The organism is Rhizobium sp. ZX09 (assembly GCF_017357485.1).
GTDB lineage: Bacteria > Pseudomonadota > Alphaproteobacteria > Rhizobiales > Rhizobiaceae > Agrobacterium > Agrobacterium pusense.
The window spans coordinates 853,879-880,468 of record NZ_CP031364.1 but is presented as its reverse complement, the minus strand read 5'-3'; the positions used below and the strand labels follow the sequence as shown (position 1 = coordinate 880,468).

Genomic DNA, 26,590 nt, shown 5'->3' with positions numbered 1-26,590 from the left:
GTCCTCATGTATCCGCCTGACGACGGCGGACCAGCATGATGGCGAGACCGCCAGCCAGCAACAATATGGCAGCCGATACAGTGCTCATCGTGCCGAGCGCCGGCACCATTGGCGAATACCCGGCGACCATCTTCGAATAGAGCCATTTCGGGATCGTAGAGTCGACGCCGGCTGTATAAAGCGACAACGGAAAATTGCCCCAGGAAAGCAGGAACGCGAAGAGCGCGCCGGACCAGATGCCCGGCCACAGAATAGGCAGGGTCACCTCGCGCAGAATGAACCAGCGGCCCGCTCCGAGGTCACGCGCAGCCTCTTCCAGTGTTGGATCAAAGGAATAGACCTGGATGGCAATGACGAGCGTCACCACCGGAACGATCCAGACGAGATGCGCAATAACGGCCGTCTGCCAGCTCGGGTTGATGCCAAGCGCGTTGAACCACAGGAGGAGAGCGAGCCCCAGCACTGGCTGCGGAAAGAAGACTGGCAGAAGGATCGCCTTCTGGAAAAGCTTGCGCCCCTTCCAGTCGTAGCGGGCGAAGGCGAGCGCGCCGAAGAAGGCGAATATCACGGAGACAAGCGTGACGATGAAAGCGATCAGGAGGGAGTTCTGCACGAGAGCCTGAATCTCGAGCGAGCCAAGGGTCTTGCCCCACCATTCGGTCGAAAAAGCGTTAATCGGGAAGCCGAAATAGCGTCCCCTGGACAGGCCGGCCATCGCTCCGCAGAGGATAGGAAGGTAAACGGCAAGGACGACAAAGGATGTCCAGACCTTGACGAAGGCTCGGGCGCGGATTTGCGAGCGGGTTTCCATGTCTCACTTCTTTCCCAGAATGCGGTCGAGATCGAGCTTGGACAGAACGTAGAGGGCAAGCCCGCTGACGATGACGACGAGCAGGAGGGCGAGCGCCGAGCCAAGCGGCCAGTTCTGTGCATACGTGAAAGCAACCTCGATATCCTGCGCGATGGTAATGACCGACTGGCCGCCGAGAATCTTGGATTCGGCGATCGCGCCGGCGCCGAGCACGAAGGTGAGCAACATCCCGATCAGGATACCCGGCATGGCGAGTGGCAACTCGATCTCGCGCCAGATCATCAGCCTGTTAGCCCCGAGGTCGCGGGCCGCATCGACAAGGTCCCGGGGGATCATGGCAATGCCAAGCGACATCGGGAACAGCATGAAAGGCAGATAGACATATGTCATGCCGAAGAGGATGGCGCCGGGTGTGTAAAGTATCTCGGGTCCGCCCGAGAAGCCGAGCCACTTCAGGCCGCCATCGAGCACCCCGTTCTTGATAAAGAACAGCACCCAACCGTAGAGGCGTACGTTTTCCGAGACGAACAGTGGGAAGACGAACAGCACGCCGACCAGGCCAGACCATTTGCCGAACATGCGATTGAGACCGTAGGCGATGGGATAGGCGATCATCGCAAGCAATATGACTGTCGCAAACGCATAGGCGATCGACCAGGCAAACGACATCCAAACGGTATTGGAAGGATCAAGGATCACCGTGAAGTTGGCGAGGGTAAAAGAGCGAAACACGTCGAAGCTCTTGGGCGTGGCGAAGGCATAGGCAGCTACCGTAAGAAGCGGTGCCAGAAAGCCAAGCAGCAGCAGGATCGTGACAGGAGCGGCCGCGCGCAGTCCTGCAGGGATAGACGGAAAATGCCTTTGTTCACCGGCCGCTTCAGCATGGGTCATGGTTACCATATCAGTCTCCCACCACGATCGCGTCGCGGGCGTCCCAGCCGATAGTGACCGTGTCGCCCGACGTGATGCCGGTCGCGGCGGCGCGTGCGGCCTCGACCAGATAGATCCGGTCGCCGGAATGAATCTGATACTGCATGCGCGAGCCGAGAGAATATTCGTTGTAGATCGTGCCGGAGATCAGATTGTCAGCGCTCGAGGAGCCGGTGACGAAGCGCATGGTTTCGGGCCGAACGATGACAGTTGCCGTCTCGCCAATCGTTTGTGCTACCGGGGCTACAGTGATCGGCCTGCCGTCGGCGAGCGTCCACACGCCTTGGTGGCCGCGCCTGACCTCAAAACTGTTCACCTCACCAAAAAATTCCGCGACGAAGCGCGTTGCCGGCTTGGTGTAGATTTCCTCTGGTGTGCCAATCTGAACGAGGCGGCCACGGCTCATTACCCCGACGCGATCAGACATGACCATGGCTTCCTCGAGCGAATGGGTAATGTAGACAAAGGTCTTCCCGCTTTCGCGGTGCAGGTCCTTGAGCTCCTTTTCCAGAACTTTCTTCAGTTTGTAATCGAGCGCCGATAGCGGTTCGTCGAAAAACAAGACGTCGGGGTCATAAGCAAACGCGCGGGCGAGCGCCACGCGCTGTTTTTCACCACCCGAGCAGCGCATCACGTTCTTGGAATAGTAACTCTCAGGCAGGCGCACCATGCGCATGAGTTCGAGAGCGCGCGCTTTGCGTTCGGCGGCCGGCATTTTGCGAACTTTTAGCGGGAACTCGATGTTCTCGCCGACGCTCTTGTGCGGGAAAAGCGCAAGCGACTGGAAGACGAGACATGTCGGACGCCTGTTGGACGGCACGTTATTGATCGTTTCGCCGCGCAGCGTGATATAGCCTTCTGATGGTGACTCCATGCCGGCCAGCATGCGCAGAAGTGTGGTCTTGCCGGACCCGGAGGGTCCGACAATGGTGACGAATTCGCCTTCTCTGATATCGACACTTATGCCATCTACCGCGGCAAAATCGCCGAAAATCTTTCGAACGTCGACAAGTTGCAGCACCGGTTTCGGCGTTGGATGGATCGGATCCTCGATTTTCGGCAAGACGTCGGATAGGGTGGGCGAGATCATCGCAAGGCTCATGTTCTGTTCTCCGTCGGGACAGGCTTTGCTCAGCCGCGCAGGCGCCTGGCGGCGGTCATCAGTTCCAGTGCCTTGTCATAGTCAGGCACGATGTCGTATTGCGCCGAACGCGCCATATCCTCCTCGAGGCTGTCCCATTGGATGGCTTCCATCTCGTCCTTGGTGAAGAGTTCGTAGCACTTCGGGTTGCCCATCTGGCTGACCGGGTTGAATGTGCCTTCAGCAAAGGCGACGGTGTGGGCGACGTGCGGATCCTGGACGTATTTCAGAAATTCCAGGGCGAGTGGCGAAAGTTCGGGATTGTTAACCGTCGAGGTGATCTCGATCCAGGAAATACCGCCCTTGCCATCCATCGGGCCCTTGAGTGGCGTAATGGCGCGCAAGTTCGCATAGCCGTCGGCACGCGCCGGAGAGACGGAATAAGTGCCACCGGTCATATAAAGGTCGATCTCGCCCGACACGAGAGCCTGATTGAGTGACGCCATGTCCCCGACCATCTTGGCGCCCTTGAAAACTTTTTCTGCGGTTTCGGCAAAGGCCTTGAACTCCTCCTCCGTATGCTCCCTGAAGGGGTCAATTCCGGCGATGAGGAAGATGTTGAAGACGTTCCAGTCGTCGGATTCCTGTATGCCGTACTTGCCGGCGATCGAGGCGTCGTTGAACAGGTCCCAGCCCTGTTCCTCCGCCGTTGCTTTGCTGACCTTGTCGGTGTTGACAACAAAGCTGTAGGGCCCGAAGCGCTGCGCCATGCCGAGCAGGTCCTTGCCGTCGTCGCTCATTGCCCAGCGATAAGGCGCCTTGAAGTTGGGGAGCATGGTCTCGAAATAGGGCTCGAACTCGGCGCGCGGCAGCGGCTTTATCAGCCCGGCCGGCCCCATCACCTTTCGGGCCCAGGGATTGTTGACGTTGATCAAGTCCCAGATTTTGGTCTCGCCCGCGCGCAGGCGGTTGATCATGGTCGGGTCGTTGGTCAGGCTTTCGGCCTTGACGGTCGCTGACTGGCTGGATCGGAAGGGATCCAGGACCTGTGCGGAATTGTAGCCTTCCCAGCACAGGATATTGAGCTCTTTTTCGCGACCCGCAAAAGCGCGGGTCGCGCTTGCCATTGGGCCGGTAAAAGCGGCCGCACCCATCATCTGCATCATGTTGCGTCTGGAGATTTTCATCATAATTGTTCCCCTTTTTCTTGGCCGCTTCCGTGGCTCGTGGATCGCTTATGTTGGAACCTTGTCGTAAAAATGTGTGATTTACAACATCTATTTTCTGCTTCATGGTGCGGAGCGTGATTGGAGCGGTAGCACCCGGAGGCGAACGTGACTTTTGCAAAAACGCAGTGCTAAACTCATAATATTACTGTGCATTTGTTTTGTGCAGGCAGCGCCGGCCGTGTGCCGATGTTTTAATCTGACGCCTCAAATTAAAGCAATAGCAGCACGTGAATTTGTGGAAATTGCAACAAAAAAGTGAGTGGAACATGTTGAAGTCACTGCAAGGGAAAACGGTCATTGTCACCGGCGCAAGCCGGGGGATTGGCAAGGGCATAGCATTGCGTTTCGGGGAGGCCGGCCTGAACGTCCTCGTTGTCTCGCGCAGCCAGGTCGATGCCGACAGAGTGGCATCCGAAATCGGAGCCAATGGCTCGGGATTTGCCGCGGATGTGAGTACAGAGGAGGGCTGCAGGGCGATGGTCGATGCAGCCATAACCCGCTATGGCGGCGTCGCGATCCTCTGCGCCAATGCCGGCATCTTTCCGGCGGCTAAGCTGGGCGAAATGACGGCAGCCGACTTCGACCAGGTGATTTCGACCAATCTTAAAAGCACCTTTCTCAGTGTTTCCGCCGTTTTGCCAGCAATGACGAAGGCTGGCTCAGGCCGTATCATCATAACCTCATCAATTACCGGCCCGATCACTGGATATCCCGGCTGGTCACATTATGGGGCGAGCAAGGCGGGTCAGCTCGGTTTCATGCGCACGGCTGCGATCGAACTGGCGCCAAAGAACATCACGATCAATGCGGTCATGCCGGGCAATATCATGACCGAGGGGCTTGAGGACAACGGCCCAGACTATATCGCCGCGATGGCGGCCTCTGTTCCGTTGCGTCGTCTTGGCGCGCCGGCGGATATTGCGAACGCCGCTCTGTTCTTCGCATCTGAAGAGGCTGCCTACATCACCGGTCAGTCAATTGTTGTCGATGGCGGCCAAACCCTTCCGGAATCGCTCGGAGCGCTCGACGCGATGGGCTGAAACCGGAAGAAGTCCGGGCGACATCGTCGCCCGGTGTACCTGAAAGATTTCAGGCGGCTCAACGCGCGTTCAGGATGCTGTCCAGCGTAGCCGAAAAAAGATCGGCATCCTCATTCGAAAAACACAGTGGCGGGCGGATCTTCAGCGTTGCGCCATACTTGCCTGCTGCCCCGATCAGGATACCGTTTTGTTTCAATTTATTGATCACTGTCGTTGCGAACGCCGTGTCCGGCTCCCCCGTGGCGGGGTCGACAAAATCGAGGCCGATAAAAAGGCCGGCCCCCCGCACGCCGCCGATGACCGGATGTCGGGTTTGTAAGGCCTGGAGCGATTGCTGGAAATGACCACCGACAGCGGCCGAACGTTCGATCAGATTTTCTTCCTCGATCACCCTGAGCACGGCATGGCCAGCGGCGGCCGCCACGGGATTGCCGCCGAAAGTATTGAAGTATCCGGTTTCCTCGCAAAATCTCTGGAGTAAGTCAGGACGCGTTACGACGCCACCCATCGGGAAACCGTTCCCCATTGGCTTGCCCATCGTGACGATATCGGGCGTCACGCCGTGGCGCTCGAAGCCCCAAAGACTGCCTCCCGTCCGGCCAAAACCCGGCTGGACCTCATCGGCGATCAACAGGCCGCCAGCACGGTGCACCACATCTGTCGCCTCCCTGAGAAAGCCGGCAGGATCGGCGTAGATACCGTCGCTTGAGAAGATCGTATCAACGATCAAGGCGGCGAACTTGATGCCGCGCGATTTGAGTTCGTTAATCGCCTGTTCCACAGATGCGGCAAAGCTTGCAGCAACGCTCATGCCGTCACGGGGCGCCGGCGCCGGAATGACCGCCACAAAGGGTGCGGGCTTGCGCTTGCGTAAGGACGAGGGGGAAATCTCGGTCACCAGCGCAGTATTTCCGTGATAGGCTGCTTCGGTGACGACGAAACCTTCGGCGCCAGTTCCGATGCGGGCGATGCGCATGGCAAGATCATTGCTTTCGCTGCCGGTGCAGGTCAGAACCACATTGCTGAGCGCCGCCGGGAATTTTGACAGAAGCTCTTCGCTATAGGACTCGACGACGCGGCTGAGGTAGCGCGTGTGGATGTTGAGTTCGCCAATCTGGCGCGCAACGGCCTCGACCACCCGCGGATGGCAGTGGCCGACCGACGGTACATTGTTGTAGACGTCGAGATATCTGCGTCCGCCGGCGTCATACAGGTAGGCGCCCTGTGCACGCACCATCTCGATCGGCTGCTCGTAAAAGAGCACGGATGACGCTCCAAACGTTGCCTGGCGCTTGGCGACGCGCTGCGCAAGTTCAGCCGGGAAGCCCTCGGCACGGCTTGCATCAAAACGGTTGAGATCTAGAATTTCCTTGGTGGCGACGCTCATCGGCTCTCCTCAACGGTGTTCGGCCAGATAGCGCTCCGCGAGCGCCACGGTGCCATCGGTATAGCCTGTGCCCATGGATTGGGCCGTCGGCGTTTCAGCATGGGAAGCGATCCACGCGGTGAGTTGCATGCGGCGAAGCATGATGAACATCGGCAGGGCCGCCTCATGTTGCTCATCAAGAGCGGTGACGCGCCGATAACCTTCGAGCCAGGCGGCTTTGAGATCGGGGATGAAAGGCTCATGTTCCATGAAGCTGATCGAGGCTGCAAAATCGTAGGCGTACCAGGACAGACCGCAATCATCGAAATCGATCACTCCCAGTCTGCCATTATCGACCAGAAGGTTGGCGGCGCGCATGTCGCAATGAACGAGGCCGAAGCGGTCCTCACCATAGCCGTAGGCGGAGGTCTGGGCTTCGAGCAGCTTGTGCGTTCTCTCTAAAACGGACTTGCCGCCGAGCGTCAGTCCGAGGGCGTCACGCCAGTCACCCCAATAGGCACCGTCCCCCAGAATTCGGTTGAAGCTCCATGTCTTGCGGACGAAGTTCTCCGGTCGCGTCCATCTGCGGCTGTGGGCGTGCAGTTTCGCATTGATTTCACCGAGTGTCCTGTACCAGTGGACAAGGTCGGACTCAGCATCTGGCTCCTTGCCCGCCATATATTCGAAGGCGACGGCATGGCGCAGGCTTTCGCCGTCCGAGAAGACTTGAAGGAGGCTGCCGTCGTTTGCCGTGACTGGCCGCGGCGTAACAACCACCCCATCTTGCCGTAGCGCATCAATCCATGCGAGCTCGGACAGTATCTCTGCTTGGGTATGGTAGTCAGGGCGATGCACACGCACGATCAGATCGCTTCCAGTGGTCTCATCAGCGATACGGAAGGTCGCGTTCTCGGAAATCGTCAGGAGCGTCAGGGTTGCATCCGGCGAGACGCCCCATACTGGTGAGAGGTCCTTGAGGCCTTGTCCCAACCTGGAAAGAAAATCTGTATGATACAACATTTATCGCGCCCGTTTTGATCATGATTGGCAAATCCAACAATATTAATGTTGGAATTGCAACATTTAATCCAAACCCATTGATGTTTTTGGATGTTCAAAGCGGCTGCTCGTCGCGACGTTCGCGACATCATCGGAAGGCTGATGAACATCAGTGGCGTGGTGACGACCGCCCGGCGTCCGGTCGCCATCAGCGGCCGCCTCGGCGCTCCGGGGGCGATCGATCAAGGTCGCCGCTCCGAGGACTCTCGGATACTGCTCTTTCCTCGCTTTGCCTGCGGAGGCAGCGACGCGATCAAGCCAACCCAGCTGACGCGCACGTCGCCTAAATCAACTCAGGCCCCGAAGCACATTCTTCTGATCAAAAACCCAGGCCCAGCTGCGATTGGTCCTCGTCTTCAGCCTCTTTGTCATTGGTGAGCGACGACAGCGTTACCCCAAGGAGCCGGACCGGCCGTTTGAATGGATAGACACCGGCCAGCAGGGTATTGGCCGCGTCTAGAATGTCTTCGGCGTTCGAATAGGGGATGGCAGTTGTCCTGCTCCGCGTCGCCTGGGTGAAGTCGGAATATTTGATTTTCACGGTCACCGTCTTGCCGCTGAAACCCTTGGCCTCGCAATAGGACCAAACCTTTTCGGCAAGTGGCCGGAGTTCCCTGGTTGCGAGCTTGAGGTCATCGATGTCCGCGGTAAATGTATCTTCCGCGCCGACCGACTTACGCACCCGGTCCGGCCTGACCTGCCGCTCATCGATGCCACGGGCGATGCCATAGAAGTACGGACCTGACTTTCCGAAATGCTCAACCAGAAACGGCAGGGATTTTGCTTTCAGATCCGCTCCGGTCTCGATACCAAGCCGGTGCATCTTTTCCGCCGTAGCCGGGCCGACGCCATGGAATTTCTTGACTGCGAGCTGTTCGACAAAGGCCGGACCGTTCTTCGGCGTAATCACCGCCTGACCGTTCGGCTTGTTCAGATCGGACGCCATTTTGGCCAGGAACTTGTTATAGGAGATGCCGGCCGAAGCGTTCAGCCCGGTCACCGCCTTGATCCGGGCGCGGATTTCCAGAGCGATTTCAGTGGCAATTGGCATATCCTTGAGATTTTCGGTGACGTCGAGATAGGCCTCGTCGAGCGACAGAGGTTCGATGAGCGGCGTATATTCCGCAAAAATCTCGCGTATCTGCTGGGAGACGGCGCGGTAGACTTCAAATCGTGGTTTCACGAAGATCAAATCAGGGCATTTTCGAGCCGCCGTGACCGACGGCATTGCCGAGCGCACCCCAAATTCCCGTGCCTCGTAACTTGCTGCTGCAACGACGCCACGGGCAGCCGCTCCGCCAACAGCGAGGGGTTTGCCACGCAGTTCAGGATTGTCGCGCTGCTCAACCGAAGCGTAGAAGGCATCCATGTCGACATGGATGATTTTTCTGACGGCTGAGGCGGTGGTGAGGTCCATTGCAACCAAGTTGGCTGGGAGAAACGAAACAAGAACATAACAGCTTGCGACGTGACATCCAAGTCACCATTCGCAGTTCGGCTCATAATGGTGTTGCCGGAACGGAAGCGACGTCGTCTGGTTACGACGGGTTTCAGAACCCATACATTGCCGAAATCGGTCAGGGCGGCATCCCAGGAGGCGCGGACAAATTTGCGAGGATCGTGTGCCGTGCAATTCACTCTCCTTATGGCGTGTCCATGCTGTGAGGTTAAGATTCAGTTTGGCGGCGTGCCGATGAACCTGTTCATGATCACGATTGGCACGACATAGCCGTTGTCCACCATGAGGATCCGCGAGAGCACTCTTACACTCTTTTGATCATCAGGGTGATCGGCGACAGAGGCGTCCCGCCATCTGGACGATGGCAGGAAGCGCGTTATCGATGCGTTTGCTGGAATTTCGCGTAGTACTCGTCAGCCATCTTACGGAGCGATCGGCCAATCGCCGCGTACTCGTACTCGTTGAGATTGGCAAGCGACGCCCGACCAGAAGGGTGCTGGGTTCCAAAGCCGCGTCCCGGCAGCAAAACGATTCCGGTCTCATCGGCAATTCTGAACAGCAACTCGTTCGGCGAAAATTCGTGTCTGACCCATGCTGCAAACTCGTCGCCAAAAAGCCGGCGGGAAATCTTCTCAAGATCCAGCAAGGTATAATAATCGACCGAATTTTCGTCGTCGGGAGTGTCCAGGCCGAGCTCAGCGTAGAGGGCTGCCTGTCTACGCCGGATAAGTCGCTTCAGTGTTTTCTTGTAGTTGTCGTTTTCGTCCATAAGCGCGAATAACGAAAACAGCACCGTTTGGACCTGCTGAGGCGTTGAGAGCCCTGCGGTGTGATTGAGCGCCACGGTACGGCTGTCAGCAACCAAGCGGTCGATAAACCTCAATGCGGAAACGTCTGTGACAATCGATGAATACCGCCTGTCGAGCGACGCTTTGTCTTCCTCCGGCAAGTTCCTGATCGCTTGATCGATCACGTTGTCCCGTCTTAATGCGATGGTTCCCAGCCGCCAACCCGTAGCGCCGAAGTATTTCGAGTAAGAGTAGACCAGGATCGTGTTTTTTGGGCAGACGGAGAACAGCGATTTGAAGTCGTCCGCGAAAGTCCCGTAGACGTCGTCGGTTAGTATCATCAAGTCTGGCCGATGATTGTCGACGATGTCGGCGATCTTTTCCAGGCTCCGTTGATCGAGCTTTACCGATGGAGGGTTGCTTGGGTTGATGCAGAAAAAGATCTTGATCGAGGGGTCTTTAAGCTTTTCGAGTTCGGAGTCCGGATACTGCCAGCCAGCCTCTGGGTCCGCACTGATCGAAACCTCTTCAAGCCCGTATGCGTCCAGTTGTGGAATCTCGATATACGGCGTGAACACAGGCATACCGATAGCCACCTTGTCCGATTTTTTGATCAGACGGTTTTTCTGCAGCGTGTCAAAAACATACGTCATTGCTGCCGTTCCGCCCTCAGTGGCAAAAACGTCTATATCCTGGGGCGATATTTGTCCGCCGATCATCTCTTTCGCCAAATACTGACGGACAATCTGTTCACTGACACGCAGCATGCGCGGCGGAACAGGATAGTTGCAGCCCAATATGCCTTCCACCATCTCGTGGAGGAAATCGGAAGCGGAAAGTCCGAGCTGGTCACGCACGTAACTTATGGCGCGACCAAGAAACACGACGCCTTCCTGGTCTCGATTGTCTGAGACGAAGCGTTCGAATCGCGCTTCGATGCCTTCTATGCGCGGTAAGCCACCTAGGTGCTGCTCCATGTAGGAGTATGAAAGCTCTGATTCCGCAACAGCGAATAGGCCGAGCCTGAAAAAGCCTCGCCGGGGCAGGGTTGCCAGAAAATTCGGGTTGCCGCGTCCCGCGTTCAGCATTTGTTTTTCTTTTTTCGTGGACGCCAGTTTGATGAGCTCGTCTTTGAGTTCGAAGGGGCTGAGTTTTGCGAACTGACTGTAATCGTTCATACTTCTCTCTCCTGTCTGTTAAACGAGTGCCACCACGAGTGGGCCCAGCAACGTCAGGAAAACGTTGGCAAGTGCATACGTTATGGCAAAAGGGGTCGTGGGAATGGAGTTTCCCGCTTTATCGAGGATTTCTCCGAAGGCGGGATTGGCGCTTCGAGATCCACTCAGAGCACCAGCGAAAACCGCGACGTTGTCGTACTTTAGAAGGTAGCGACCGACGAGCATTGTTATCAACAGCGGGAGCACCGTGACAACGACGCCTATCGCAAATATCGAAAGACCACTTTCGGCGACGGTGTGTACCGCTTGTTGACCTGACTGTAGGCCGACCACGGCCACGAACCCTGCCAAACCGAGATCTCTCAGGAGAGTTGATGCGGGTGTTGGCATGTTGCCAAGCGTCATATTGCGGCTGCGATACCAGCCAAATACGAGACCGGCGAGCAAAGCCCCGCCGCCCGCGCCAAGCGTCAGTGGGACCGAACCGATCCTCAACACGAGAAGACCAACCAGCAGGCCGATGGCCACACCAAACCCGTGGTATACGAAGTCTGTCTTGTCACTGGGAGTTATGACGTTGCCAACTTTGTTCGAGAGGCGCTGTAAATCCTCCTGTACTCCGTGCACGGTCACTATGTCGCCGGCACGTATAACGGTATCGTTGGTCAATTCCAGTTTCACACCGGCCCGAGTTACCTGGATCACGTAGATCCCATGGCGCAGGTCTTTGCTTCGCTCCAATATCCGAGCGACGGTTTGGTCGGCGAAGTCCCTGTCTTTTACGACGATGTCGCGCGTTGTGACCACGAGTTCCAGGCCTTCCGCCGCGGCCACCTCCCTGCCGATCAGGTTTTCAATACCGACGACGCCCGCACGACGTCCGACTATCAGCACAAGATCACCGTTCTGCAGACGAAGCTCGGGTTCAACGCCAACCAGAGCGCTGCCGCGTTTCACGCGTTCGATCGTGATGGGCCCTTTTGTCGACAGTGCTTCCAATTCGGCAATGCTTTTCCCAGCCGCACCCTCGACCCTGAATATCCGTCCGACGAGGTCCGGAAGGGCAGGTGCTTCACCGACGCCATATACTCGGGCGCCCTTGAGCATCTCTGCTTCCGCTTTCACGGCGTCATCCCGTATCCCCCGTTTCATGAACCAGGGAAGAATATTCACGCAGACGATGATCGCTCCAAAAGAACCAAATATGTAGGTGACCGCGTAACCGATCGCGACGTTCGCCTGGAGCCTCTGCGTCTCATCGGCGGCAAGGCCAAGTTTTTCAATAGCGGAGCTCGCCGTTCCGATAATGGCCGATTGTGTCAGTCCCCCGGCAGCAATCCCCGCGGCGATGCCCTTGTCAAGGCCTGTCAATTTTGCGAGCACGACCACGGTGGCAAGACCGCTGATCGCAAGAACCGCAGCCAAGATGATCTCTCGTATAGATTGTTTTCCCAAGGAGCGGAAAAACTGCGGCCCGCTTTCAAAACCGACCGCGTATATGAAGAGGGCAAAGAGAACGGATTTGATCCCATTGTCGATTTGAACTCCCACCTGGCTTATCACGACCGCTACGAGAAGGGAGCCCGCGACGCCTCCGAGCTGAAACCTGCCGAACTGGACCTTTCCGATCCAATAGCCAAAAGCCAGAGATAAAAAGAGCGCGATTTCAGGGGATTGGCGGAAAATTTCGGCAACGAACGACATTCGACATCCTCTCAAGATGTGTAATCAAGCGTACAAACCGGCCGGGCTAGAGCTACGCGCATGACGAGCAAATTGTCTAGGGAATGCCCTGCAAAAATCCCCTTCAGGAAGATCGTGGTTACCAAAACATGACGGCTAAGCGGTCTGTGCTACCAAATGCAGCTATCGAGACACAGGAAAACGTATCAGAAAGTATTTTAGCAACCAAAAGTTCCATGGCCTGTTCGTTTCGCGAAGCGATTAAACAACATCATCGACTGATGGCGAGCGAAAAGACTGACCTGAAATGGCGTGAGCCTCTTAGAGCGGCAGTTCATTTCGAGATGCGGAAGGAAGAAACCAAGGCCCTTGAAAGTAGCCGAGACAAGTGGGCACCCCGTCGGAACCACGCAACTGGCCCATTGGCCAAAATCGCGGCTTTGAAAGCGCTCTTCTTTTCCACGATCAAAGTTTAAAGGCGGCCGGCTTTCACATTGCCGGTGGAATTTTGAGTGAAGGTTTGTATCACGCGCAGTCCATAGAATATTTGCGCCGACAGCTCTAATTAAAGATAGGACAGCGCGAATGTTATTGTTCCATCCGAGACATCAGATTTCTCGGAGACACCGTAGATAATTGTTGTGACAGATAATTAAGAATAACGGGGTATTATTTTCCAAGGCCGAACCTTGGGAACAGTGTCATGGCATCCATTCAGCAGAAGATCATCTTTGCGGGCGTGGCAATATTTGCAATAGCCGGGGGCACCGCCGGGGTGGGGATATGGTCGGCATCGACGCTGACGCACAACTCTGAAAACGTAACCCGATCGGCTCAGATCCTCCGCAACCATATGCAGGCGGACATGATGCATGACGCCCTGCGCGCAGATGTGTTTGCGTCTCTCCTTGCTTCCAATCCAGCGGCCGGCGTCGCATTCGACAGCGTCAAGGCCGATCTTTCAGAACACGTTGAGTCATTTCTCAAAATGATTGCCGCCAACAAAGCGCTTGCAACGGATGCGGCCACCCAGACGGTACTGGCCGGGGTCGAGAAACCCTTGCTCGCCTACATTGATAGTGCGAACAAGATCGTCGGTACGGCAGAAAAGGATCCGATCGTCGCCCTGGCGGCATTGCCCGATTTTATGAAGCAGTTCTCAGCCTTGGAAACCGCCATGGAGGAGACGGGCGACCAGATAGAGCAAGTGTCGGAATCTATCTCCGCCGAAAGCGCCCAGACAGCCGCTGCCATGCAGGATGTGCTGCAAGCTCTTCTCGGCCTGGCAGGATTGTTTTCGATCTTGCTCTTTGTCCTGTTCCGCCGCACCGTGAGCAAACCCATCCTCGCGCTCTCTGCCGACATGACAAGGCTGGCTGACGGTGAGACCAACATCACCTGCGCGGGCACCGGACGGAAAGACGAGATCGGGACGATGGCGGCGGCTGTCGAGGTCTTCCGCAAGGCGGCAATCGTCAACAGGCAGCTGGAGGAGGATGCGGAGCGTGCACGCGGGCAAGCCGAAGCTGACAGGCTCGAGGCGCAGCAGCAGGCTGAGGCCGATGCCGCAGAACGGCTGCAGGTGGCGGTATCCGGTCTTGCCAATGGTCTCAAAAGACTGTCCTCCGGTGACCTTTCCTTCCAGCTCGATGAGCCTTTCGCTCCGGATTTCGAAGCCCTCAGGCATGACTTCAACACGTCACTGAAGCAACTGGGTAGGACGCTGAGCGCGATTTCCGAGAGCATTACGGTCATCGACAACGGCACGCGGGAGATCGCATCCGGTGCCAACGACCTCTCGCGTCGAACGGAGCAGCAGGCTGCCTCGCTGGAGGAAACTGCTGCTGCCCTTGATGAGATCACCGCCAATGTGACCAATGCCAGCAGACGGACAGAGGAGGCACGCGGTGCGGCGACGGAGGCCGATCAGAGCGCTTCCCGCTCGGCTGCAGTGGTCAGCCAGGCTGAGGAAGCCATGCAGCGGATCGAGAATTCCGCGCAGCAGATTTCCAATATTATCGGTGTGATCGATGAGATCGCCTTCCAGACCAATCTTCTGGCTTTGAATGCCGGCGTGGAAGCTGCCCGGGCCGGCGACGCCGGCAAGGGTTTTGCGGTCGTTGCACAGGAGGTGCGCGAGCTGGCGCAACGTTCCGCGACGGCGGCAAAGGAGATCAAGACATTGATCAATACCTCCACCGCCGAGGTCGACGGCGGCGTGAAGCTTGTGCGCGAAACTGGTGTGGCACTCAAGGAAATCGGCGAGCGCATCTCCGGCATCAACCGGCATATGGAAGCCATCGCGACGGCGGCCCGGGAACAGTCGACCGGTCTTTCCGAAGTCAATGGGGCGGTCAATACGATGGACCAGACGACGCAGCAGAACGCGGCGATGGTCGAGCAGTCAACGGCGGCATCCGCTGCTCTCGCGACCGAGGCGAGAAAGCTGCGGGAGCTCGTCTCGCAGTTCCACCTGGAGGCGGCCGGCTCCGTTACTTCTGCAGCGCTTAGACAAACCGCCCGCACCATGGCAGAGCCAGCAGCTCGCGTTGTGCCCGTCGTAGCAGCCGTTAGGTGACTCTTTTACGGTCTTTTGGGGCATCCTAACTCAAGCGCAAGCGATATATCGGCAGGCTGGTCGAAACCATCCGGCCCACCGAATGCCAAAAACTATCTCGAGAATACAGGGTGAGGCGAAATGCTCTAAGGCGAGCTGGCCGCGTATTTTACCGCAGGCGCTGCGCCGCATTGGCCTGCGCCTCGCGGATGAGGCCGGAATACATATTCTCCTTGCCTGGGTACCATGGCATCGTGCCGATGGAGCCGAACCCGGAAATTGTTTCCATATGCGCGACCATCCGGGCACGCATGCGCTCGTCCGGAAGCGGGCCTGTCATCGCCTGGACATTGTCACTCATATGGTCAGGGTTTGACGTACCGCAGAGCACGCTCGTAACGGCGGGGTGTGCCATGACCCATTTCAGAAAGAACTGCGCCCAGCTGGTCGCTCCAAACTCGGTTGCGAATCCGGGAAGCGGTTGCCCCTCGACGACCTTCATCAAACGTGCCTTTTCCAGCGGTAGATTAATGAGGACGCCAACGCCCTTGTCGGCGGCGGCTGGAAGGAGGCGTCGCTCCGCATCGCGATTGAAGATCGAGTAGTTCGTCTGAATGAAATCGACATCGTCGCGTTGAACAATCGCCAGCAGCTGGTCCTGTGCCGCCGACTCGTGATGGGTCACGCCGACATGCCGTATAAGACCTTCCTTCTTCCATGCCTTCATCAGCGGAATAACGACCGGCGCATTGGTGATGCTGTGGCATTGCATCAGGTTGATCGTGTCACGCCATGTCCGCATGCGTGATTGCCGAAAGCTTTCAACGGCATGGCTTTCGTCTCCGAGATATTCTCCTGTCGACCAGACCTTGTTGGCGAGGAACATCTCATCCGATCCCTCAAATTCGCCCATGAACTGACCGACGCTGACCTCCGCCGAGCCGTAGAGAGGCGATGTGTCGACCACGCGACCGCCTGCAGCGACGTATCGCTCAAAGACCTGTCGCAGGGCATCGCGGCGATCCCCGGGCTTTAGATCAAATGTCAGAAAGGTGCCGAGACCGAGGGCTGTGACCCGTTCCCCGGTGCGAGGCAAGGTCCGGGTCAGCACCTCCGGGTTCGAGGCAGATGCGGCCGACGACACGTTCGTGCCTTGAGCCTGCGCGGTAGTGCTGCTGGCGAGTGCAAGTCCGGTTGCCGCCGCACCCACCGTGCCGAGAAAGCCGCGACGATTGATCTTTGACTGATCCATGGGAGATTTCCTGCTCGATTGTTGTTGACGTCAAAACTGCCAGTTGGCGGGGACCCAGGCATAGCCGCCATCGGTCTTCAGCATCCGGCCAAGACCGGGGAAAGGATAATGAAAGCCAAGAACCGGCATACGCTCGGCGGCCGCCCTGTCAAATATGCGACGACGGGAGGAAAGGGCTGTTTCCTTATCGCGGTCGGGGCCTGGCACCCAAGGCCTGTCGACGTTGACGACAGGGTGATAGGCAAGGTCTGCCGTCAGCAGCAGCTGGTCATTTCCGGAATGAACGAGGAAGGTCGCCATGCCGGGTGTGTGGCCAGACGCGACGATCGTCGCCAGACCCGGCGCAATCTCGGTGCCGGCCTCATATAGTTCAACATCGTTCCTGAAGGGTTCGAGGCTGTTCTTGATGTTTGCCGCAAATCGTGTCCGGAAATCCTCCGGGACAGGCATGTAGGATAGGTCCGGATCGGTGCGGACAAAGAAGTCCCAATCCGCCCTCGGGACAAAGACTGTGGCACGAGGGAAGGCCTTGCCACCGTCTGCAGTTCTTAAGTTGCCGACATGGTCGGGGTGGGTATGCGAGATGACGATCACATCAATGTCAGCGGCATCGAGACCGATTGCCGCGAGGTTATCGAAGATGCGGCCACCGTTCGGACCCATGGTCTTGCCAGCGCCGGCTTCGATCAGAATCCGCCGGCCACCGGTTTCGATCAGCAGCGTGTTGAGATTGAGCGTCATGTGGTCGGTCGGCAGAAATGCCTGTCGCAGCACATCCTGAAGCTCGGCCTCCGGGGCATCACTGGCGTAAATGCGTGGCGGACCACCAATCACCCCATCGCTCAAGACGGTCGCGCTGATCTCTCCTACCCGAAAGCGATAAAAACCGGCATTGCCGGCCGTTGCTGAAGCCGTCTGGGCATGGGCATTGCCCGGGCCGCCCAAGCTTGGGAGGATCATGCTTGACGCGCCTGCGACCGCGGACAGCATGATGGCACGTCTGTTCAGAGTGAAGGCGTTCATCTTTCTTTCCTCTTTCATTGAGCGCACTGCCTCGGTTCGCCCCTCAATCGGGCAGAGGTGCACCAGAGCGCAGGCCTTAACTCAGGGAACCATGACATGACGTCATTGATCTGATAACCTGCATTAACTTTATCAACTTGATTAGAAAAACTTAGCAATGGACCCTGTTCGGCTAGACAGCTTCGACGTGTTTGTCGCCATCGTGCGCTGCGGCGGCTTCCGCGCCGCGGCATTTGAACGGGGGGTTTCTTCATCGGCCTTGAGCCAAACGATGAATGCTCTGGAGGAAGCTCTGGGCATCCGGCTTCTTAATCGAACAACGAGGAGCGTTTCTCCGACCGAGGCAGGGCAGCGTCTTCTCGAGCGTCTCGCGCCTGCATTGAGCGACATCAGGCTCGCCATCGCAGAGGTCGATGAATTACGCGATAGCCCGTCGGGGACCCTCAGGATCAACGCGCCTGCGCCTGCAGTCGATCACTTCCTCTGCCCACTGGTCTTCGATTTTATGGAGGTATACCGCGAGGTGAAGATCGAAATTATCAGCGACGCGGCCGTCATAGACATCGTGGAACAGGGTTTCGATGCCGGTGTCAGGTTCGGCAAGCAACTGGCGCAGGATATGATCGCTCTGCCGCTTGGTCCTGCACTTCGTTATGCAATCGTTGCTTCTCCTGATTACATCGAGAGGTGCGGGCAACCACAGACGCCGCACGAACTTGTCAGTCATGACTGTGTCAAACGCCGCTTTCCCGGCGGCACGCTGGTCACCTGGCGATTTGCCGAGGGCGACGAGGAAATTGAAGTCACCCCAACCGGCCGCCTGACGGTCAGTTCGGCGCACAATGAACTACAGGCAGCACTTGCGGGAAGAGGTATCGCCCATGTCTTTGATGATTACGCCAGGCCCTACCTTCAGGATGGTCGACTGGTGGAGTTACTCCCCGACTGGAGCCCGACCCTGCCGCACTGGTTCCTGTATTATCCCAGCCGCCGCCTTCCGAGCGCGGCCATGCGTGCGTTCCTCGACTATATGAAGAACTATAAATGGGAGAAGGCGAGATCTTCAATCTAAGGGTCCCTGACATTGCACTGATGAACAACGAGCGACGGGTCTTGCTACGCTGACCGACGATGGCGCTAGGACTAACCTTTCAGCGTTCCGCCCGCGGCGTGTATCGCATCGGGCGTGTCTAAGTCGAGCAACGCACCTTCTCCGATCTCCACATAAATGATGGGTAGGCCGGATGTTTCTATGATCCGACGAGCCCCAACATCGCCTTCGAGGTGGGTGACGGCCTCAAACAGCGATTTAGGAAGTATTACGGGATTCCCCGGCTTCCCGTTTCCCGTCGCACGTACAACCGCTTCACCATCGGTCGTTCGAAAAGCCGCAATGAGCCGATCGAGATCGCCGCTTGCCAAGCCCGGCATGTCGGCAAGCTGGACCAGAACTGCATCCGCTCCCCGAGCATGGCAGTATGAGACCCCCGCCGCAATCGAGGTCGCCATGCCGCGGCCGTATAGCGGGTTTTCGAGACACTCGACTCCCAGGCCATCAAGCGCAGCTTCGATTTCAAGCCGGCGGTGCCCCGTTACAACGACCACACTGTCGGCAGTCGACCCGAGCGCGACCTGCGCAGAACGTCGTACGAGAGCAACGCCGCCAAATTCCGCAAGCAACTTGGATGCACCTGTCTCTCCCATGCGACTGGAACGCCCTGCGGCAAGCAGGATAACGAAAACACGGGGCCCGACGGGGCGTTCTTTGGGCGGCCGATCATTGTCGTCTCTGTTGGACACAGTCTTCCTCCCATGGTTTGTGGGCTTTCCATGAGCCTCTGTGACGAGGCGCTGCTGGAACCTGCAATATCCTATGGACGTGATCAATGGCTGGATTCCGCGGGGAGCGGAAGTCGTGCATCTCGTCGCTCAGCAACCGTTCGGTCTGTCGGTTTAACCTCGCGGGTTTGGCGGCCCCGTTACGGCGTTCAAGTTGTTGACCGGCGGTGGCGATGCGGATTGCACAGGGGTGGACGGATCAGCGCGACAAGCCGAATTCAGCCTCATGCGGGATTGACTGCAACTGAATTGCGGAGGCTTGATCGTCTGGCATGCAAACGCGCAGTCGATGCGCTAAACGAGGTGATGACCAGAATCCGGGCTGGCTTAAAAATAAGTGCTGGGCGGGCACCCGAGTGATCGGCGAAACACGGCAGAAAAGGCGCTTGGGCTATTGTAGCCACACTCAAGGGCGACATCGAGGACGCTTCTGCCTTCTGCCAGCATCGTCAAGGCATCAAGCATCCGGGCCTGTTGACGCCATTGCCCGAAACTCATGCCGGTTTCACGCCTGAATGTCCGCATAAAGGTGGCTCTGCTCATGTGAAGCCTGGTCGCGGCATCTTCGATGGAGAGATTTTCCGCCAAATTGGTACGGAACTGCTCGCACATTTGCGCCAAGCCGGAATGCTTCGGTATCGGCAGGTTGAGCGGCTGCGCTGGCTGAAAGGAAAGTTCCATCAGAAGCAGCCTGACGATGGCGTCCGCTTGCTCCCGACTTTGTGGCTTCTCAGCAAGCTCGGCAAGTTTCAGAATCAATTCCCGCAAAAGAGGGGTGATCGTCACCACAAGGCATTCGTCGGGAAGCCCCCCTATTTCGCTTGTGTCAATCAGAAGTGACCGGAACTGCACGCCTGCATGGCTCGACGTTTCGTGCGCCAGCTTGGGCGGTAGCCAGACCGCCCGGCTTGGCGGAACGACCCAAGTGCCCCGGTCCGTCCTAATCGATACAACCCCGCTGACGGCATATAGAAGCTGAGCCTCTTCGTGACTGTGCCTCGGCCCCGAAAAGCGGTTTTCGTCGTGGGTGATGACGGCGATCTCGTTGGTAATGTTTATGCCGCTTTTCAAAACTGATCCTTTTGCGACGATCGATGATCACCCGGCGTTAGAATATCAGCTTCGCGCTCACTACGGTAGGCCATCTAACAGCAGAGAGTTTTCGCCAGGTGACCGACCGCAACCGCCTTATTGACTGCATCGAAGAGCCGTATCCTGCGGCGCTCGGCGTGGCCGTTGGACACGCGGCCCCAGCGCTTGCCTGTTTGATGGTTTGCGTTGTGCTGCGACTTACCGGCGATCGCCGGGCCTGACGGCTTCCCGGCGATCGTAATGGCCGTGTCGAATCCTTCACAAAACGCATCGCAACGGATCGCGCCATGTTGACCAATCCTGAAATCAAATACCGCCCTTTCGTCTCTCCCATCGAGCTGCAAGACCGCAGGTGGCCGTCCAACCGGCTCACGAAAGCGCCCCGCTGGTTGTCCACCGACCTGCGCGACGGCAATCAAGCGCTTGCCGATCCGATGGATGTGGAACGCAAGCTACGCTTTTACGACATGCTGCTCGCCGTAGGCTTCAAGGAAATTGAGATCGCCTTTCCATCGGCGTCACAGACCGAATTCGACTTTGTCCGTGCGCTGATCGAAGAAGATCGGATTCCCGACGACGTAACGATTCAGGTGCTTACCCAATCCCGTAAAGATCTTATTGTCCGCACCTTCGAAGCGCTCGAGGGCACGCGCCGGGCGATCGTTCACCTCTATAACGCAACGGCTCCGCTGTTCCGCCGCGTGGTCTTCGGGATGGAGCGGCATCAGATCATCGATCTGGCCGTCACCGGCGTCACAGCGATGCAGGAGGAAAGCCTGAAGCGACCCGACACCCACTGGACCTTTCAGTATTCGCCCGAAACCTTCTGCTTCACCGAGCCTGATTTTGCGCTTGAGATTTGTGAACGGGTGTTGGACGTTTGGCAGCCGACCTCCGAACGTCCAGCGATCCTCAACCTGCCGGCAACGGTCGAAGTCGCGACACCCAACGTTTATGCCGACCAGATCGAGTGGTTCGGCCGCAACATCTCGCGCCGTGATGCGGTGGTTATCAGCGTGCATCCTCACAATGATAGGGGAACGGCCGTGGCGGCGGCCGAGCAGGCGTTACTTGCCGGGGCCGACCGTGTTGAGGGATGCCTGTTCGGGAATGGCGAGCGGACCGGCAATGTGGACCTGGTGACGCTGGCAATGAATTTCTACACCCAAGGGATCGATCCAAAACTCTATTTTCCCGCGATCCGCGATGTTGTGAATACCGTTGAGCATTGCAACGGACTGCCGGTGCACCCGCGCCATCCCTATGCCGGCGAACTGGTGCACACGGCCTTCTCGGGCTCGCACCAGGACGCGATCCGGAAAGGGTTCACGGCCCACAGAAAGCGCAATGACGGTATCTGGGAAATGCCCTATCTGCCAGTTGATCCGGCGGACATAGGCGAGACATACGAGGCAGTCATCCGCGTCAACAGCCAGTCCGGCAAAGGAGGTATTGCCTGGGTGATTGAACAGGACAAGGGTTTGAAACTGCCGCGCTCGCTTCAGATCGATCTCAGCCGCCGTGTGCAGGAGTTCGCTGAGAGCACCGGCAGGGAAATCACGGCCGCTATGATCTGGTCGATCTTCGAAGATGCTTACCATCTAACCGGGCCGCAGCCGTTTGAACTGGTTGATTATCAGGATGAAAGCCGTCGGAGCGCCGGGAAGGAACGCGTTTTTGTCGGGCGCATCCGTCACAGAGGTCGTGTGATTGCGATCACAGGTCGTGGGAATGGCCTGATCTCCAGTGCGGTCTCGGCGCTGGAGGAGGGCTGTGGGGTGACGTTGGAAGTCCTCGACTATCACGAACATTCTCTGAAACGCGGCGCGAATTCCCAAGCGGTCGCCTACCTGGAATGCCGCACTCGTGATGGCGTCACGGTTTTCGGGATCGGCATCGACGATGACATCGCCACGGCTTCGGTCAAGGCCGTCCTCAGCGCAGCCAACAACGGCTAACCTCTCGCTATGACTGCCGCGTGATCCGCCCAGGAACAAACGAATGCCGTAGGTCATGCCCGGAGCGCTAAGGAGGCCGCCAGAGCGGCCAACTCGACCGTATGCAAACCGCAAAAACCATAGGCGAAGGGTAATGCCGGTGGTCTCTGCGCTCTTTGCCGATGGGCAGGGCTTACTGCCCATCCAGGCAGACAGATTTTGTGGACCGTTTACCGATATTGCTGTCGCTTGCAGGCGGGGTCGAGGTCCAAGCTGGACCTCGAATTCTAGCGCTCCGTGTCGGCGGCGAGCGGTTTGGACCTGGGTGGCAGTGCTGAGGGCGTTGATGTTGTCGAACGCGTCAGTCGAGACCGGCCATCAGCTTGTCCAGGGTGACGGGCAGATCGCGAACACGAATACCCGTTGCGTTATGGACTGCGTTTGCAACGGCTGCGCCAACCCCTGTTATACCGATTTCACCGATGCCACGTGCGCCCATCGGCGCCTGCGGGTCGGGCTTGTTGGTGTAGAGGATTTCAATAGGCGGTACGTCCATTTGCACCGGCACATGATAATCCGCCAGGGAGGCGTTCACGATGCGTCCAGTCCGCTCATCGAAATAGGTTTCTTCGGTCAGGGCAAGCCCGATGCCCATTATGATGCCGCCTTTGAACTGGCTGGTCGCCATTTTGGGATTGAGGATTTGCCCGGCGTCGAAGGAACCCAGGAAGCGGGAGACGCGCGTCTCGCCGGTGAGTGCGCTGACGCGCACCTCGCAGAACTGCGCACCATAGGAATGCATTGAAAAAGCTTCCATTTCGGCTGGGGCTGGTGCCTCTGCCTCGCAGACGAACTCTTCTCGACCCGCCCTCTGGAGGATCGATTGGTAGCTCTCAAACCGGCTGCTATCGTTCACATGCGATAGCCCACCATCTCTTGCCTCGACTTCAGGAAGCGACAGCCCCGCAAGGGGCGAGTCATTCCCGGCAAGCTTGATCAACTCTTCCATGAAGACCTCGGTTGCGGCAATGATCGCCCCGCCTATGGAGGCGGTCTGAGTGGAGCCTCCGGCGATCACGCCTCTCGGCAGTCTGCTGTCGCCATACTCGAACGTGACATGCTCAAGCGGCAGGCCCAGTCGTGCCGCCAGGTGCTGCACCTGAGCCGTGGCGGTGCCCATACCCATGTCATGGACGGCCGTCGACACGGTAACATGGCCGTCTGCTGTCAGCTTGATCCGGGCCGCGGCGCCGGGAAAGCGGTGGTAAGGATAGGTCGCGGTGGCGCATCCCATGCCGATAAGCCACTCGCCTTCACGTCTTTGACGTGGTGTCCGGCTCCTTTTATCCCAGCCGAATTGCTCTGCGCCCTTGTCGTAAGCTTCGATGAGATAGCGCGACGAGAACGGCTTGCCGGTCGTCGGGTCCTTTTCCGGCTCGATCCGCCGGCGCAACTCGATGGGATCCAGTTCCAATTTCTCCGCGAGTTCATCCAGTGCACATTCAAGTGCGAAAGTTCCGACGGACTCGCCCGGCGCACGCATGAAAGTATTTGCCAGCATGTCCAGATCGGCGACATCCTGACCGATGCGGAACGTTCTGGCGCCATAGAGATGGCGGGCCGGAAAGGTGAATTGTTCCGGACAGGAATTGTGCGTCGTCATCGCCGCGGTTCCGGTGTGGATCAACGCATTAAGTGTTCCATCGGTCCTGGCACCCAAGGCCACGCGCTGTTCGGTTACGGTGCGACCGCCGATGATCCTGAAGACACCTTCCCGCGACAGCATGATGCGCACGGGGCGCCCCGCAAGTTTGGCTGCCGCGCAAGCCAGGATCTGATGATCCCAGAAACATTTCCCACCGAAGCCACCGCCGACATAGGGCGAGGTTACATGGACCTTGCTGATATCGAGCCCGAATATATCCGCGAGCTGGCCTGTGGTAAGGTCCAGCAGCTGGCTCGCATCATGAACGCGCAGCTCATCATCGTTCCAGACGATCGTTGCTGCATGCAGTTCTATGGCATTGTGATTGTGTCGTGGTGTTCTGTAGATGAGATCGACCTTCACCTCCGAATTTGCGAGCGCGGCTTCCGCGTCGCCGATTTCAACAAATGGAGGCTGACCAAGCAGGTTTTCGAGCTGCCTGGGCGATTTCTTGGCTTCATCGAAGGACGTGACCGCCGGCAGCAGTTCATACTTTGCCGTGACCAACGATGCAGCGTAATCCGCCTGTTCCTGCGTTTCGGCCAGAACCAGAGCGATCGGCTGACCGTTCCAGTGGATTTCGTCGTTTTGCATGACGGGAAGATTGCTCGCCCCGGCAGCTGTCGGAGACGACATCATCAGCGACGGCGCCTTCATCCTCGGTGCGTTTCTGTAGGTCATGACGAGAATGACGCCGGGCGCGGCCTCCGCTGCACTCACATTCAGCTCGGAGATGCGTCCGCGGGCAACGGTGCTGAAAGCGAGCGCCGCATAGCTGATGTTGTCATAGGGAAATTCCGCCGCAAATCGCGTCCTGCCCTGAACCTTCATGGGACCTTCGATGCGCGATATGGATTGCCCGAGGGCGCCATGTTTGCGCAGCAGCGGATCTTTCGTAACGGCAGGTTGCCAGCGACCTTGTCTGCCCGCTTCCGGCAGCGTGTGGGTATCAGCGCTCATGCGTTTTCTCCCTTCAGTTCTTCCAGAACGGCGACAATAGTGCGTTTTGCCAGTTCGATCTTGAAAGCATTGTCTCGTAAACCGACAGCGTCCGCGAGTTCGGCCTCCGCCGCAGCGCGGAAACTCTTCGCGTTTGCCGGCTGCCCTTTAAGATGCGATTCAGCCGTGAGAGCGCGCCACGGCTTGTGCGCGACGCCGCCGAGCGCCAGCCTCACGTCGTTCACGTTACCTGCGCTATCGACATCAAGCGCCGCGGCGACGGAAACGAGAGCGAAGGCGTAACTCGCACGGTCCCTGACCTTTCGGTAAGCGGATCTTTTTGCAAAAGGCAGCGCTGGGATTTCGACGGCCGTGATGAGCTCGTCCGGATGAAGTGCCGTTTCTATCTGGGGTGTGTCGCCCGGCAGACGGTGAAGATCGCGCAGCGGCAGGCTGCGCGTGCCGGATGGCCCCTCAAGGTGCACCATTGCATCCAGTGCGACGAGCGCAACGCACATGTCGGAAGGATGGGTCGCGATGCAGCTTTGAGATGCCCCAAGGATTGCGTGGTAGCGGTTGAAACCTTCCAGCGCGTCGCAGCCCGAACTCGGTTCACGCTTGTTGCAATGGGCGGCATTGTCATAGAAATACCGACACCGGGTGCGTTGGAGGATATTGCCTCCGACCGTCGCGACGTTTCGAATCTGCGCGCTTGCTCCTGCCAGGATGGCCCGGGAGATAACCGGGAATTGGGTCCGCACCGCGCCATGGGCCGCGAGCGCCGTGTTCTTCACCCCCGCTCCGATCAGCAGGCTGCCATCGGTGCGCTGTTCGATGTTGCTCGATAGCCGCGTGACATCGATCAGCGTTTCCGGTCTTTCGACCGTCTCGCGCATGAGATCGACAAGATTGGTGCCGCCGCCCAGATATTTCGCCGCCGGCCCGGCCTGTTTGAGCGCGATCGCCGACCCAGCATCAGATGCCTGGTGATAGGAGAAGATATTCATGCCCGTGCCCTCTCATCGGTTTGGACCGCCGTCTGCTGCACCAGCGCTTCAGATATGGCTTCAACGATGCCGTTATAGGCTCCGCAGCGACAGAGATTGCCGCTCATGCGTTCGCGAATCTCGGTGTCGTCGACGGCGATGCTGTCGCTCGAAAGATCGGCGGTGACGACGCTCGGAATGTTTCGTTCAATTTCTCCCGCCATGCCGACGGCGGAACAGAGTTGGCCGGGTGTGCAATAGCCGCATTGAAAGCCGTCATGCTCTATGAAGGCTTTTTGCAGGGGATGAAGGTTGCCGTTTGCGGCGAGGCCCTCGACAGTCGTGATGTTACGCCCCTGATACTGGACCGCGAGCGCGAGACAGGAATTGATGCGCTCGCCATCCACCAGAACGGTGCACGCGCCGCATGCGCCTTGATCACACCCTTTCTTGGTGCCGGTAAATCCCAGATAGTTGCGCATGAGATCAAGCAGCGAAGTGCGGATGTCTGCCTCGACCTCCACTGCCGTTCCGTTGATGTTAAATCGCATTGGACATCTCCCTCGTCTGAAGGCCCGCGCTGGAGGATCTGTCGCGGCACCCATGGAACTCACGGTAATGGTTTGCCTGTGACCA

The 26,590-nt window shown here is 58.0% G+C and carries 22 protein-coding genes; 5 read left to right on the top strand and 17 right to left on the bottom strand.

Features of this window, described 5'->3' with window-relative positions; translation table 11 throughout:
• Positions 1 to 4: 4 nt before the first annotated feature.
• From BTN45_RS18735 to BTN45_RS18720, 4 genes are read right to left on the bottom strand one after another with little or no spacing between them, the layout of a single operon-like run.
• Positions 5 to 811, bottom strand: a complete 807-nt coding sequence (locus BTN45_RS18735; RefSeq protein WP_004445974.1) for an ABC transporter permease — start codon at positions 809 to 811, stop codon at positions 5 to 7.
• A 3-nt stretch (positions 812 to 814) separates the two neighbouring features.
• Complete coding sequence (locus BTN45_RS18730) at positions 815 to 1,711, bottom strand: ABC transporter permease (protein WP_207590493.1); 897 nt, start codon at positions 1,709 to 1,711, stop codon at positions 815 to 817.
• Between the two features lies 1 nt (position 1,712).
• Complete coding sequence (locus BTN45_RS18725; protein ID WP_207590491.1) at positions 1,713 to 2,843, bottom strand: ABC transporter ATP-binding protein; 1,131 nt, start codon at positions 2,841 to 2,843, stop codon at positions 1,713 to 1,715.
• A 29-nt stretch (positions 2,844 to 2,872) separates the two neighbouring features.
• The gene (locus BTN45_RS18720; protein WP_006697825.1) at positions 2,873 to 4,012 is read right to left on the bottom strand and encodes a PotD/PotF family extracellular solute-binding protein; all 1,140 of its coding nucleotides are present in this window, start codon (positions 4,010 to 4,012) and stop codon (positions 2,873 to 2,875) included.
• A 305-nt stretch (positions 4,013 to 4,317) separates the two neighbouring features.
• Between BTN45_RS18720 and fabG the strand changes: the two genes are divergently transcribed.
• The gene (fabG, locus tag BTN45_RS18715; protein WP_207590490.1) at positions 4,318 to 5,091 is read left to right on the top strand and encodes a 3-oxoacyl-ACP reductase FabG; all 774 of its coding nucleotides are present in this window, start codon (positions 4,318 to 4,320) and stop codon (positions 5,089 to 5,091) included.
• Positions 5,092 to 5,149: 58 nt separating this feature from the next.
• Here the strand turns inward: fabG and BTN45_RS18710 are convergent, their stop codons facing one another.
• The 6 genes from BTN45_RS18710 to aspT form a co-directional block, all read right to left on the bottom strand.
• Positions 5,150 to 6,478, bottom strand: a complete 1,329-nt coding sequence (locus BTN45_RS18710) for an aspartate aminotransferase family protein (protein WP_004445965.1) — start codon at positions 6,476 to 6,478, stop codon at positions 5,150 to 5,152.
• A 9-nt stretch (positions 6,479 to 6,487) separates the two neighbouring features.
• The gene (locus tag BTN45_RS18705) at positions 6,488 to 7,477 is read right to left on the bottom strand and encodes a phosphotransferase enzyme family protein (RefSeq protein ID WP_207590489.1); all 990 of its coding nucleotides are present in this window, start codon (positions 7,475 to 7,477) and stop codon (positions 6,488 to 6,490) included.
• 63 nt (positions 7,478 to 7,540) lie between these two features.
• Positions 7,541 to 7,702 carry a hypothetical protein gene (locus BTN45_RS18700; protein WP_207590488.1) on the bottom strand — a complete coding sequence of 54 codons (162 nt, stop codon included), beginning with the start codon at positions 7,700 to 7,702 and terminating at the stop codon, positions 7,541 to 7,543.
• A gap of 133 nt (positions 7,703 to 7,835) precedes the next feature.
• Positions 7,836 to 8,933 (bottom strand): DNA polymerase IV, encoded by a 1,098-nt coding sequence (gene dinB, locus BTN45_RS18695; protein ID WP_207590487.1) that lies wholly within the window; start codon positions 8,931 to 8,933, stop codon positions 7,836 to 7,838.
• Between the two features lie 418 nt (positions 8,934 to 9,351).
• Positions 9,352 to 10,941 (bottom strand): bifunctional aspartate transaminase/aspartate 4-decarboxylase, encoded by a 1,590-nt coding sequence (locus BTN45_RS18690; protein WP_077985841.1) that lies wholly within the window; start codon positions 10,939 to 10,941, stop codon positions 9,352 to 9,354.
• Between the two features lie 18 nt (positions 10,942 to 10,959).
• Positions 10,960 to 12,645, bottom strand: a complete 1,686-nt coding sequence (aspT, locus tag BTN45_RS18685; RefSeq protein WP_207590480.1) for an aspartate-alanine antiporter — start codon at positions 12,643 to 12,645, stop codon at positions 10,960 to 10,962.
• A 128-nt stretch (positions 12,646 to 12,773) separates the two neighbouring features.
• On the opposite strand from aspT, the gene BTN45_RS18680 reads away from it, so the two are divergent.
• Both BTN45_RS18680 and BTN45_RS18675 read left to right on the top strand, forming a co-directional pair.
• Positions 12,774 to 13,100 carry a hypothetical protein gene (locus BTN45_RS18680; protein ID WP_207590479.1) on the top strand — a complete coding sequence of 109 codons (327 nt, stop codon included), beginning with the start codon at positions 12,774 to 12,776 and terminating at the stop codon, positions 13,098 to 13,100.
• Between the two features lie 227 nt (positions 13,101 to 13,327).
• A complete protein-coding gene (locus BTN45_RS18675) occupies positions 13,328 to 15,202 on the top strand; it encodes a methyl-accepting chemotaxis protein (RefSeq protein ID WP_207590478.1) in 1,875 nt (624 codons plus the stop codon).
• A gap of 148 nt (positions 15,203 to 15,350) precedes the next feature.
• Here the strand turns inward: BTN45_RS18675 and BTN45_RS18670 are convergent, their stop codons facing one another.
• Entirely contained in the window at positions 15,351 to 16,433 is a 1,083-nt protein-coding gene (locus BTN45_RS18670) for an aldo/keto reductase (protein WP_113381442.1), read from the bottom strand.
• Between the two features lie 30 nt (positions 16,434 to 16,463).
• The gene (locus BTN45_RS18665; RefSeq protein WP_207590477.1) at positions 16,464 to 17,456 is read right to left on the bottom strand and encodes an MBL fold metallo-hydrolase; all 993 of its coding nucleotides are present in this window, start codon (positions 17,454 to 17,456) and stop codon (positions 16,464 to 16,466) included.
• Positions 17,457 to 17,613: 157 nt separating this feature from the next.
• Between BTN45_RS18665 and BTN45_RS18660 the strand changes: the two genes are divergently transcribed.
• Positions 17,614 to 18,528, top strand: a complete 915-nt coding sequence (locus BTN45_RS18660) for a LysR family transcriptional regulator (RefSeq protein WP_034497436.1) — start codon at positions 17,614 to 17,616, stop codon at positions 18,526 to 18,528.
• A 71-nt stretch (positions 18,529 to 18,599) separates the two neighbouring features.
• Here BTN45_RS18660 and BTN45_RS18655 read toward each other — a convergent pair whose 3' ends face one another.
• On the bottom strand, positions 18,600 to 19,256 hold the full coding sequence (locus BTN45_RS18655; protein WP_207590476.1) for a nucleotidyltransferase family protein: 657 nt from the start codon (positions 19,254 to 19,256) through the stop codon (positions 18,600 to 18,602).
• A gap of 366 nt (positions 19,257 to 19,622) precedes the next feature.
• A complete protein-coding gene (locus tag BTN45_RS18650) occupies positions 19,623 to 20,366 on the bottom strand; it encodes a helix-turn-helix transcriptional regulator (RefSeq protein ID WP_207590475.1) in 744 nt (247 codons plus the stop codon).
• 308 nt (positions 20,367 to 20,674) lie between these two features.
• Here BTN45_RS18650 and leuA point away from each other — a divergent pair, with 308 nt between their 5' ends.
• Positions 20,675 to 22,345 carry a 2-isopropylmalate synthase gene (gene leuA, locus BTN45_RS18645; RefSeq protein WP_207590474.1) on the top strand — a complete coding sequence of 557 codons (1,671 nt, stop codon included), beginning with the start codon at positions 20,675 to 20,677 and terminating at the stop codon, positions 22,343 to 22,345.
• 340 nt (positions 22,346 to 22,685) lie between these two features.
• Here leuA and BTN45_RS18640 read toward each other — a convergent pair whose 3' ends face one another.
• Genes BTN45_RS18640 through BTN45_RS18630 form a run of 3 tightly spaced genes read right to left on the bottom strand, consistent with a single transcriptional unit; the run spans position 22,686 to position 26,505 of the window.
• On the bottom strand, positions 22,686 to 24,989 hold the full coding sequence (locus BTN45_RS18640) for a xanthine dehydrogenase family protein molybdopterin-binding subunit (RefSeq protein ID WP_207590473.1): 2,304 nt from the start codon (positions 24,987 to 24,989) through the stop codon (positions 22,686 to 22,688).
• On the bottom strand, positions 24,986 to 25,975 hold the full coding sequence (locus tag BTN45_RS18635; protein ID WP_207590471.1) for a xanthine dehydrogenase family protein subunit M: 990 nt from the start codon (positions 25,973 to 25,975) through the stop codon (positions 24,986 to 24,988). The genes BTN45_RS18640 and BTN45_RS18635 overlap by 4 nt, the downstream gene beginning before the upstream one ends.
• Complete coding sequence (locus BTN45_RS18630) at positions 25,972 to 26,505, bottom strand: 2Fe-2S iron-sulfur cluster-binding protein (protein ID WP_022563126.1); 534 nt, start codon at positions 26,503 to 26,505, stop codon at positions 25,972 to 25,974. The genes BTN45_RS18635 and BTN45_RS18630 overlap by 4 nt, the downstream gene beginning before the upstream one ends.
• Positions 26,506 to 26,590 lie beyond the last annotated feature (85 nt).